The sequence below is a fragment of the Solibacillus sp. iso_87 genome, assembly GCF_056173085.1.
The window spans coordinates 231,578-242,500 of record NZ_CM149656.1; the positions used below are offsets into that span (position 1 = coordinate 231,578).

The window sequence follows — 10,923 nt, forward strand, 5'->3', positions numbered from 1 at the left end:
TTTTTAGTAACAGTAAATAAATAGCTATAGTTATTTAGAAAATCCAACAATTAGTTTTAAAATCATAAATATATGAAGAAGTGTAAATGAAGTAGTTTCATGTATTTGAGAATCATTTAATAAACCGTGTGAAAGGTCGTTTCTTAGATTTAGTCCAGCTTTCTCATTAAGAACAAATTTAAAGTGGAAAATAATATCTTCAGTCAAATATTCTTCTAAAGTTGATATGACTCTAGTAAGCGTTATATTTTCAAATCCATCATGTTTGTTTTCTTCGTATATTGAATGATCACATTGAAATAATAATTGTCGTAATGCATTTTCAATAATTGGAACAGAGATGTAGCACATTGAAAAATAATCACTATTATACAGTGCTTTAATGGATGCAAGAAGCGTTTGTTCATGAGTTTTATATAATGTTTCATCAAATATTAAGTCCTTAAAGTCTTCGTAGGAAAGTTGATGAGTATCTATAAAGTTTTTAACTACTATATTAAAAAGAATAGAGTTTATTTGCCAGTAAGTTTTATTTTCATGATACAATTTGTCATCTTTTGTGGTTAAAGCTTTTATAGTTACACCATCATTGTTAGTGATAACCGTTTGAAACAGATCCTTGAAAAAAAATTTATCAGCATTTTCTTTATTATGTTCCTCAATTTTACTCTTTGAAGAGATAAAATAATGAGCTATTTTAAGGAAATGATTACGAGGATTTTTATCCGATAGTAATTCAATTAACTCTTGTTGCATGTCAGGAGTAAGTTCAAATTTTTGTTCGATTTTCGCCATGTATTTATCAATATCTGCACCATAAAATTGATAGTTTAATATTGCTTGTTCTTTAAGTTCGTTAAATTGGTAGCGATGGCATAATTGAATTATGTTTTTAAAACGGTTCTGATTTTCGAACGGACGATCACTTTTAATGTGAGCATTCCTTATCAATATATCTAAATATTTTTGTTGCTCTGTAGGCTTATTTTTATAGTACTCAAGTAACAAATTTAAACCATATTCTAAAGCGTAATACTCTTGACCATCTAGATTTTCAATTCTTTTTTTTATTTTATTAATAATTTCATTTTCTTGGTCTATAGACAATGATATAGAACTATCTGCTATCAACTTTTTGAAGCAAAATCCCCATAAACCAATACTCTTGTCTTCATCGATTGAATTCTCTATATCTATCATTAACTGAATTATTTCCCTTTGTTGAGAACTTTTTATTTGCTTAGATAAATTCCATGACCTGTACAAATAATTTTTTAAATTAGCTATTAACTCTTCATCATCTTTCCTAAATAAAATATGTTTTTTAGCTAAATGAATATAATCAGATATAGCTAATTCACATTTATCACGTACATTTCCAGACTTTAAAACTGACATATCATATTGTTTTTTATAGCTCCAAATGAGGTCATTGTATCTAGCACGTATAACTATATTAGATGTTGTTAATGCACGATGTTCAATATAAGATATCCATTCATTTATCCTTTCTGGAGGATGAACAGCTAATCTAACTTCCCCTGTAATTTGAATAGTATGATTAAGGGCAAAAGTTTCAAATTCATAGTGAGGATCTTTACTATATTTACTGTAATCAGAATAAGAATCTATATGCTCTAATTGGTCTAGAAATGTTATAAACAAATTAATGACCTCCTAACAATATACTAAATTTTACATTATAATATATTTATTGTGGTCACAACTATTAAATTGCAGTGTATGAATTAATAATTCATATTAATCTTATCTGGCTTTTGAATAGCGGTTAATTATCTGAATTATTTTGCGATAAGTGAAAGTAATTTATTCAGGACAATATATAATTTAAGCTATCTTAATCTTATCTTAAAGAGGCTTAGATCGGAGGTATAAAGATGGAAAGTAAATTTACTATCAATAAAATGTATAAATCAAATTTATTTAAAATGGTATTAATTTTTATTTTGGGCGTACCTTTTTTTTATTTTTCTGCAAATCATGAAGATGGATCAAATTATATGTTTTTATTTTTACCATTACTATTAAGTGCTGCAACCATAATAATAGATGCTATTATTGATAATGTTGCTAAGGGGATTTTGGGGAGGATAATTTATTATCTACTATTTGAAATACCCATATTAATTATATTTGCTCTATCGAATTTGAAATATTTTACATACTATTCTATAAATAAAACATTAGTAATACTAGGTATCTATTTAATTGTAAAATACTCATTTATTGCTGCAATGGCATACGATAAAGAGTTAAAGAGAAAAAAAGAACAGGATTTAATTAATAAAATTGTTGGTCTTGAAGAAATGTTACATGAACGTGTTTGGAAAGAAGATATAAATATGAGACAAAAGTTTATAGAACAATCTATAGTTCTTTTGAAATCGAACGATATTCAATCTAATCCATTACAAATCATAAATGTAGAACGTATTGAGGAGGAGAATGAATTTAAAATAAATGATTCTATACAAAATAGAATTCATAATAAATCAAGTATTAATGATGAAAATATAATAAAAATAATTCTTTCTACTTTTTCAATTCTTGAAACTTATTTAGATGCATTATATCCTAACCTTCAGGAACAACCTTTTGAAAAGAAATATGTAGAATTGCCCTACGAAATTGAATGCCAAATTACTGTAAAAGAGGTATACAGAGTATTAAGGCTATTAAGAAATGCGTGTATAAATGGAGAGGTATTAATTAATGGTAACTTAAATAAAATCGAAGCTAAATATGGAAATTATTATAACGAATGTAAATTAACTATAGGTACACGAGGGTTAGATTTAATATGTAATTTTGTATTAGAATTTTTAAAGCCAAATAGAAACTTTACAATTAATCATACGAATGCATTTAGAGTTAGTTTATATAGTGAAATACATAAAGAAATTGAAGAATATAAAGACGAGATAGAATTTGGATTAATGGATATAGAAAATAATGTTGAATTAATTAGAGGTATTCGTTATAAGGTAAATAATGTGGACTTTAAAGTGAGTAATTATATGCTAAAGATTCTTACACCGTATAATGTTAAAAGTGGCGGAGTTGACTATTATATTCAATATAAAAATGAATCATATTTAATACCGAAAGAAATATTGAAAAACGAATCGATTTTGTTAAACCGCTTAAAAATGTGGAAAATTACGTAATTTTCGATTCTGAAATATGAAACCTATTATATAGGTTCTGTAAACTCGTGAAGTGTTAAATAACTAAATAAATGTATTAAATTGATGATAAAGAAGGAATGTGTATGAAGACATGTCTATTAAAAACTTGAAAAATTTCATTTATTCATTGTCTTTGGAGGTATTTGGTTATTCTCCTTTTGATAATTTAATAAACTTAGAGGACTTTTTAGCCCAAGTATTATTTGAAACTTATATAGAAGATTCAAACAATGGAAAGATAGAAAAACAGTCCTTAAAGTCTTATGTTAAAGGAGAAAATGAAAATTCACGAGATTCCATTTACCAAAAACAAAAGCGAACATTAAAATTTTCTAAATATTATAAGGATAAAACTATCGAAAGATTTAAAGAAAGAAATATCGACATTACTGGGTTACAAGGAGCGAGAATTCCAAATCTAAATACTATTTCTGAAAAGAAAAAAGGCTATTCTCTAACCGCAAGAAATTATAGGGAATTGGAGAATTTACAAAATATTGATTTATTCAAGCTAGTCCTTAAAAAGACGATAACAAAAAGTAAAAATGTATCCAAAGCTAAATTTGAGGAAGCTTTTAAAAGTTTAGATTCGCATTATTCAAAGTTGCCAATAGGCATAGAGTCTATAATAGAAGTGTATTATTTAGAAAAATCCATATTTGCCGATTTAGCTTATAGAGTAGCTTCTTTGATAGATCAAGAAAATTTAGAGGGGTATGATTTAAGAAAGTTGTTTCCATTATTTTTAATTAACATTCCGGCTATTAATTACATTGCTGAGAATAGATTTATTTATCATAGGAATGCTTATATAAAAGATTTGTTGGATGATAAAAAAGCAAACAATTTAGTTGAACTAGTATATTTTAAGTCAATCCTTTTGATTAATTGTAAAGAGAAGATTTTATCAGAGTACAATCAAATTGGCAAAAACGAAATAGCGAACTATATTCTAGCGAATTACAATCTGCTAGAATTCTATTCTTATGAAAAAAATTGGAATGATAATAAAATTTCTATTGTTAGACAACTTTATGATTTATATATAGAAGAAACACCATATCCAAAAATTCGTACATAAGATTGAATTAGTATCTATGTTATTTTAAGAATGTTCAGCTTAACAAATGAACTAAATCAAAATAACAGGAGATGAGTAGTATGAAAATTTTAAAAGGTAGAATTGTTGAAATCGAAAGTGAAGTTAATAGAATTAACTATCTTACAAATGGAATCAAGGGATCAAAACAATCATATTATGATGCTAAATATAAAGGTGGTAATGGATCTTATATTACTGGTTCAGAATATTTAGGAACATCCTTAAATTTGAAGGTATATGTTTTTGATTTAGGAAAGTGTGTAACTTTCGATATAAGACAACTTGTACTTGAATTAAATCAAAAGAAGAGAATTTCTCCAAAGCTTTTAATGCATATCCAAAAAAATAAGGGTAAAAAAATTAATCTTTTCTTTGAGAATAACAGTATTTCTTTTAATCCAGTTGAACTGGATCTAATAAGATAATGATCAAAGAATATTAAAATCAACTATGTTTTTTATTATGGCGATAGGAACTAGACTATAGTGGGGATTCCCATTATCAAATAGACAGTTTTTAAAAGACTAAGCAGCCATCTGGTATCTTTAACAGCCAAATAGGTTTGTGCTACTCCTAATTTCAATTTATTTGTATACGTTCATTTTTGAAAGGTCCCCTTTTAAGTAAAATGTTTATCTACAGCGTACTGTATTTTTTTAACTTTGTATAATTAAAGGGGATAATATTACTAGGGAAAACAAGTCAATTCCTTAAACACCAACATTTTCTGTGTTGCCACATACACTTGACACAGGTAGTGTGTATGAACACATGCTAACATAGTTACATTGAATCGAAGCGTCTCATAAGTTAAGCAAACTTGTGGGAGGCTTCTTTTTTCACTTCTTTCGTGATATGAAGGTAGTTGTTTTTGTGATTTAATCATCAGATTGGTTGACCTATCCATAATTTGTTACTGTGCTACACAGGCTTCTGCTAAATGTAACATATATGTATGATACAAAGAGTGCGGTGTTAAGTCAGTGTTCGACGGGCAAGTGCTAGTAGACTAGCCATCCAGAGTTGTACCATTTTGATGTCCATAAAGTATTCTCCACAATATTTGGCAGAGGAATTAATGTCAAACAGGATTACGCAAAAAAGAAGTAGCTTGAGATCCATCGGCATTCCTCGTTTTAGGGAGCATCAGTTTCCACTTAATCACGCATCGTTCTAGTTCTTCATCTGTCACCGTACAAAACAAATCTACCTTATCCATCAACGTTTCGTCATACGATTTTTAGGAATCAGTGTTCGTTGAGGATGCGTTACAAAACAGGATCTACTCATTATGTAACATCTTCACTCAATATATTGTGGTGTTTTTTGTACCTGGACGCAAAGGCGTTTGCAATATTGGCAAAATCAATATTTTGAATAAGTGTTAAATCATTGTGCGGGTCAATCCCTTGTTTTTTCAGCACAAATTCGCCGGCCATTTGCGGCATCCCACCAACACGCTGACCTAAAAATGTGCTGCCTTTTAAACCGTCCCAGCTAAAGTCGACATTCTGGTCACGCGCAACTAAAAATGTTCCGTCTGTTTGTGTTAGCTGTGCAAAGTTAATTACTTTATCGTTCGGATTTTGCCCTGATACATAAACCGACGTTTCAGCTCCAATTAAGGCAATATCAATGCCATCCGATAAAAGCGCGGTCATCGTTTTGTCTCCGCCAGGGATAGTTGACAGTTGAATCGATAAACCTTCATCTTCAAAAAAACCTTCTTCAATCGCTGCATAAAGAGGAGCATAGAAAATAGAACGGGTTACTTCGCCTACTTTTACTTCCTGTAAATCCTTCTGTCCACAGCCGACCAACAACAATAAAAGCCCAACGAAAAGGGCGGTTCGAAGCCATTTCATTTGGTCATCCTTTTCTCTAATAGTGTTGTTGTATCGTATGCAGTAAAGGGGTGAGAGGTGTTACTTCCATATTTCCATTTCACCATGCAAGGCGGTCATGGTACGATAAAGATAACTATTTAGTAAGGTGGAGAATGTTATGGATTTAAATCATCTGAAAGGACAGCTTGCAAAACCGCAGCCTCTGTTTCTAGGGGAAGACACTGCTTTCCGGTCGGCCGTGCTCATCCCGCTTGTAAAAAAACAGGGCGAGTGGCATATTTTGTTTGAGGTGCGTGCGTTAACAATGCGCAAACAACCTGGCGATATTAGCTTTCCGGGCGGGAAAATTGATGAGACAGATGAATCGCCGCTCGCTGCAGCGCTTCGGGAAACACATGAAGAGCTCGGAATCGATCAACAGTCAATTGAACTAATAGGCCATCTCAGTCCATTTGTTATATCACCGGCTTTTGTTGTATATCCGTTCATCGGTATCATCGAGCAGTCAGAACTGAACACATTTAATAAGGATGAAGTTGAAGAGCTGTTCACAGTCCCGTTAAACTGGTTACTGACGCATGAACCGTATGTGCATTATGTTCCGGTTGAACCGAAGCCTCCGATTGATTTCCCGTATGATAAAATTGCGAACGGCGAAAATTACGAGTGGCGTTCAAGCCGGATGGAAGAGTGGTTTTATGAATATGGAAAGTACACAATATGGGGTTTAACTGCAAGATTATTAAAGCACTTTATTGAAAAATTAAAATAAAAAATTTAGGCGTCTTCTCGTTACTGAGGAGACGCCTTTTTGTAGCTTTTCTTTTATTTTCCTTAGTTTATTTATAGTTTTGCGGGGAAGGGGAGTAGAGAGTAAGTAATATAAAGGAGGTATATTTTGGCTAAAAATAAATCTTTTATGGACAAAGGCAGACCGGTGATGGAAGGAGTAGATGGGGCGGTTGCGTCGCCACACTATTTAGCGACACAAGCGGGTAAACGGATTCTTGAACAGGGTGGTCATGCAGTAGAAGCAGCCATTGCCGTCAATTCCGTACTTGCTGTAGTAATTCCTCATATGGCGGGACTTGGCGGTGATTTATTTGCCCTTGTATGGGATGAAAAAGAAGGAAAAGTAAAATCATTACAAGGCAGTGGGGAATCAGGCTGTATGGCGACGAGGGAAGCATACAAACAAAAAGGGTACAGTGAAATTCCTGAGCGTGGACCACTAGCTGCCAATACAGTTCCCGGTACGGTTGATGCATGGTGGAGTCTACACCAACAGTATGGGAAACTCGAATGGTCAAAACTGTTTGAAGATGCGATTCATTATGCCGAAAATGGATTTTCGGTTTCAAATAAATTAAGTGGCTTTATTCAGGAAAGGGCCGATGTCATCAGAAATTTTCCGACAACCGAAAAAGTGTTTATAAGTAAGGGGCAGCCATTACAGGGAGGGGAAATTCTTATTCAACCTGATCTGGCTTGGTCTTTTAGGCAGATAGCCAATGGTGGAAGAGATGCATTTTATCAAGGGGAAATCTCGAAGAAAATCGTAGCGGCTTTGAATAAGCATGATGCTTTTCTGACAATGGACGATTTCATGAATCATACTTCTGAATGGGATGAACCTATTTCAACAAACTACAGGGATTACGAAGTCTTACAAGTAAAACCGAATACACAAGGGATTGCTGTATTAATGATGCTGAATATGATTGAAAAATACGATATAAAGGCACTGCAGGACGGTACAACCGATTACTATCATCTGCTGGCGGAAACAAGCAAGCTGAAATTCCGGTATAGAGATGAATGGGTTTCCGATCCTCAATTTATTCAAATTCCTTATGACGAACTACTCTCCAAAGGTTTTTCATCCAATGTAAATGAGCATTTCTCCTGGAACAAAGTTTATATGGAAGATGAATTAAGTAAACTTCCATCCATTAAAGAAAGTAGAGATACAGCTTTTCTATGTGTTGCTGATAGAGAAGGAAACTGTATTTCTCTCATCCAAAGTATTTTCCATGAGTTTGGTTCAGCGTTTATTCCGGAAGGCTGCGGATTCCTGCTTCAAAATAGAGGGGCATCCTTTAGTTTAGATGCAGAACATCCGAATTCCCTTGAGCCTAATAAGCTGACGTTCCATACAATTATTCCTGGTATGGCTTTAAAAGACGGTAAGCCCTATATGTTATTCGGGTCAATGGGTGGGGAAGGACAGCCTCAAACTCAATGTGCAATGCTAACAAGAGTAATTGACTTTGGATATAATATCCAGCAGGCAATTGAAGCGCCTCGCTGGCTATATGGAAGAACATGGGGAGAAGAAAGCTCGACTTTAAAGGTGGAAGCAAGAGTACCGGTGTCCATAGTTAATGGGTTAAAACAGCGCGGACACGAAGTCGAAGTAGTGGAAAACTTTTCGCAAAAAATGGGACATGCCCAAGGGATTGTGATCGACAGGGATAGGGGCGTATACAGTGCGGGGGCGGATCCACGTGGTGATGGGATTGCTTTAGCATGGTAATTATTCAAGACATAGCTTTAATGGAGGAATTCGCATATGGAAAATAATCTTCCGGTTGATTTATTACATTGGTCTTTGACTGTTCTGCCATTGGTTCTGCTTTTAATTATGATGCTCGTTCTTAAATGGTCAGGAGGTACGTCTGGTTGGATAGGAATGGCAACCGCAACGATTATCGGTTACTTTGCTTTCAAAGCACCTCTGGATAATCTGGCGGTCGGTTTTGGTAAGGGACTTTGGGAAGCTTTCTATATTCTCCTTGTTGTCTGGTTTGCGTTGCTGTTGTATCATTCGACAGAAGAAGCCGGAGCATTTGAAGTCATTAGAGAGGAAATACAGGAACATAGCAAAAACTATTTATTCCTCATTCTTGGTTTTGGTTGGGTATTTTCGTCCTTTTTACAAGGAGTAGCCGGATTTGGTGTACCAATTGCAGTCGTTGCACCTCTTTTAGTAGGGTTAGGAGTGAAGCCGGTCCAGGCGATAGTCATTCCGCTAATTGGTCATGCGTGGGCGAAAATGTTCGGTACGCTTGGCATCGGATGGATTGCGACAAAGAATGCCGTACAGATTGATGATACGACGGCTACTTTACTTTACACGGGTGTTCTGCTATGGATTCCTAATATTATCGCGGGATTGATGATTTGCTGGATGGTGGCAAAGTGGAAAGGGATAAAAGAAGGCTTTCCCGCTGTACTTGTCATATCCCTTATTCAAGGTGGGGGTCAATTGGCACTCGTAACGTTCAATCCGGAACTTAGTGCGTTTTTACCTAGCATCCTTGCATTGGGAGCGCTTTTCCTGCTTGCTAAAATGGATCGCTATAAAGAAAATACGGGGATTGAAGAGGAAACGGATATTATGGAAGAAGCGGATACGGAAGTGAAAGATAAACCCAATATCTCACTCCACCAAGCTTTTATGCCATACCATGTTTTATCTTTATCGAGTATATTGTTTCTCGGAATTCCGCCTGTACAGAGCTTCATCGGTCAGCTTGAATTCGGCTTTTCCTTCCCAGGTGTAGAAACTGGGTATGGCTTTGCGATGGACGCGGAAGAAACCTATTCGCCAATAGCTCCATTTACACATCCAGGGTTCTATTTGCTCGTTTCGTTTATATTTGCCCACTTTTGGTATAAACGTTTAGGGCTGCAGAATAAAGAAACTACGAAAAATGTTTTCTCCAAAATGAAGGAAAATGCTGTAGGTGCATCAGTGGCGATTGCAGGCTTCCTAACAATGACGATGATTATGGAGTCTACCGGACAGACGAATGTAATGGCATTGGGGATAGCGGAAGTTTCAACACCGACTGTCTATGTAGCATTGGCAAATGTAATCGGGATTATCGGAGCATTCATGACTTCATCAAACACGTCATCCAATGTCCTTTTTTCACCGCTGCATGGATCAGTAGTAGACACAATGGGCAATTTATCATTGCCGCTCGTTATTGCAGGTCAGTCAACTGGAGCATCGGTCGGGAATGTAGTTGCACCGGCTAATGTAATACTAGGTACAAGTACAACAGATAGTCAGGGTAAAGAGTCCGAAGTATATAAAAATGCATTCCTTTTCCTGATCATCTCAGGTGTTCTAGTTTCAGCGACAAGTGTGCTCATATTTCTTCTTATGAATTAAAGAAGAAAGCTAAAAAAGCGTCGGATGTTTTACGATTTGTAAAAGGTTCGGCGCTTTTATATATACTCCGGAAGACTCTATATTTTTGCCGAACAAAATGCAAATCCTATGGTAAAATCAGTGTATTGTTCTAATATTGAAACGTAGAAAATGAAGAATCGTATATACTTAAATAAAGCAGTACAAAGAACAGGGAATTAGTAAATGAAGAATCAGGAGGCAGTTATGAAAGGGAAAAAGATGTTGTATATAGGAGTTGTTGTAGTAATCGTGATTGCTACAGCTTTAGATATCGCATTTAAAGGATTAGGATATCAACTGCTGCAAAAAATATTTTCATAAGTCCGTAATCACCCGCAACATATTAAATGTAACGGGTTTTTTTATATAAAAAAGCAAACCTTTGTAAGAAAAGGTTTGCTTAAAAACTACAGATTATAAAGCTTTGTATATTTATTCTGTAAGTAGTCGGCCAAATATTTTGCGGAAAGCGGTTCACCGGTACCTTCCAAAATTAATTCATTCGGTTTTTTCAATGCACCGAATTGATGGACTTTATTTGTTAACCACTCTTTAATAGGT

General features: G+C 34.3%; 9 protein-coding genes and 1 pseudogene (1 of these 10 running past the window's edge). 7 read left to right on the forward strand and 3 right to left on the reverse strand.

Annotated elements, in window-relative coordinates:
- Nucleotides 1-30 precede the first annotated feature (30 nt).
- Entirely contained in the window at nucleotides 31-1,665 is a 1,635-nt protein-coding gene (locus tag AC0VXV_RS01165) for a DUF4209 domain-containing protein (RefSeq protein WP_475529992.1), read from the reverse strand.
- 233 nt (nucleotides 1,666-1,898) lie between these two features.
- Here AC0VXV_RS01165 and AC0VXV_RS01170 point away from each other — a divergent pair, with 233 nt between their 5' ends.
- The 3 genes from AC0VXV_RS01170 (at nucleotide 1,899) to AC0VXV_RS01180 (ending at nucleotide 4,736) form a co-directional block, all read left to right on the forward strand.
- Complete coding sequence (locus tag AC0VXV_RS01170) at nucleotides 1,899-3,188, forward strand: hypothetical protein (RefSeq protein WP_475529993.1); 1,290 nt, start codon at nucleotides 1,899-1,901, stop codon at nucleotides 3,186-3,188.
- A gap of 112 nt (nucleotides 3,189-3,300) precedes the next feature.
- Nucleotides 3,301-4,290 (forward strand): hypothetical protein, encoded by a 990-nt coding sequence (locus AC0VXV_RS01175; RefSeq protein WP_475529994.1) that lies wholly within the window; start codon nucleotides 3,301-3,303, stop codon nucleotides 4,288-4,290.
- A gap of 80 nt (nucleotides 4,291-4,370) precedes the next feature.
- Entirely contained in the window at nucleotides 4,371-4,736 is a 366-nt protein-coding gene (locus AC0VXV_RS01180) for a hypothetical protein (RefSeq protein ID WP_475529995.1), read from the forward strand.
- Nucleotides 4,737-5,645: 909 nt separating this feature from the next.
- On the opposite strand, the pseudogene AC0VXV_RS01185 reads toward AC0VXV_RS01180, so the two are convergent.
- Nucleotides 5,646-6,176, reverse strand: a pseudogene (locus tag AC0VXV_RS01185) (ABC transporter substrate-binding protein); the annotation flags it as partial.
- A gap of 139 nt (nucleotides 6,177-6,315) precedes the next feature.
- Here AC0VXV_RS01185 and AC0VXV_RS01190 point away from each other — a divergent pair.
- The 4 genes from AC0VXV_RS01190 to AC0VXV_RS01205 all read left to right on the forward strand — a co-directional run bounded on the left by AC0VXV_RS01190 (nucleotide 6,316) and on the right by AC0VXV_RS01205 (nucleotide 10,683).
- Nucleotides 6,316-6,930, forward strand: a complete 615-nt coding sequence (locus AC0VXV_RS01190) for an NUDIX hydrolase (protein WP_475529996.1) — start codon at nucleotides 6,316-6,318, stop codon at nucleotides 6,928-6,930.
- Nucleotides 6,931-7,056: 126 nt separating this feature from the next.
- Nucleotides 7,057-8,694 (forward strand): gamma-glutamyltransferase, encoded by a 1,638-nt coding sequence (gene ggt, locus AC0VXV_RS01195; protein ID WP_475529997.1) that lies wholly within the window; start codon nucleotides 7,057-7,059, stop codon nucleotides 8,692-8,694.
- A 36-nt stretch (nucleotides 8,695-8,730) separates the two neighbouring features.
- Nucleotides 8,731-10,341 (forward strand): L-lactate permease, encoded by a 1,611-nt coding sequence (locus AC0VXV_RS01200; protein WP_475529998.1) that lies wholly within the window; start codon nucleotides 8,731-8,733, stop codon nucleotides 10,339-10,341.
- A 204-nt stretch (nucleotides 10,342-10,545) separates the two neighbouring features.
- Nucleotides 10,546-10,683, forward strand: coding sequence for a hypothetical protein (locus AC0VXV_RS01205; RefSeq protein WP_475529999.1), 138 nt, complete (start codon nucleotides 10,546-10,548; stop codon nucleotides 10,681-10,683).
- Between the two features lie 86 nt (nucleotides 10,684-10,769).
- Here AC0VXV_RS01205 and AC0VXV_RS01210 read toward each other — a convergent pair whose 3' ends face one another.
- Nucleotides 10,770-10,923: the 3' end of a carboxypeptidase M32 gene (locus AC0VXV_RS01210; protein ID WP_475530000.1), read on the reverse strand. The gene runs 1,334 nt beyond the window's last position; the window shows 154 of its 1,488 coding nt (coding positions 1,335-1,488); its start codon lies beyond the right edge, outside the window; it ends in the stop codon at nucleotides 10,770-10,772.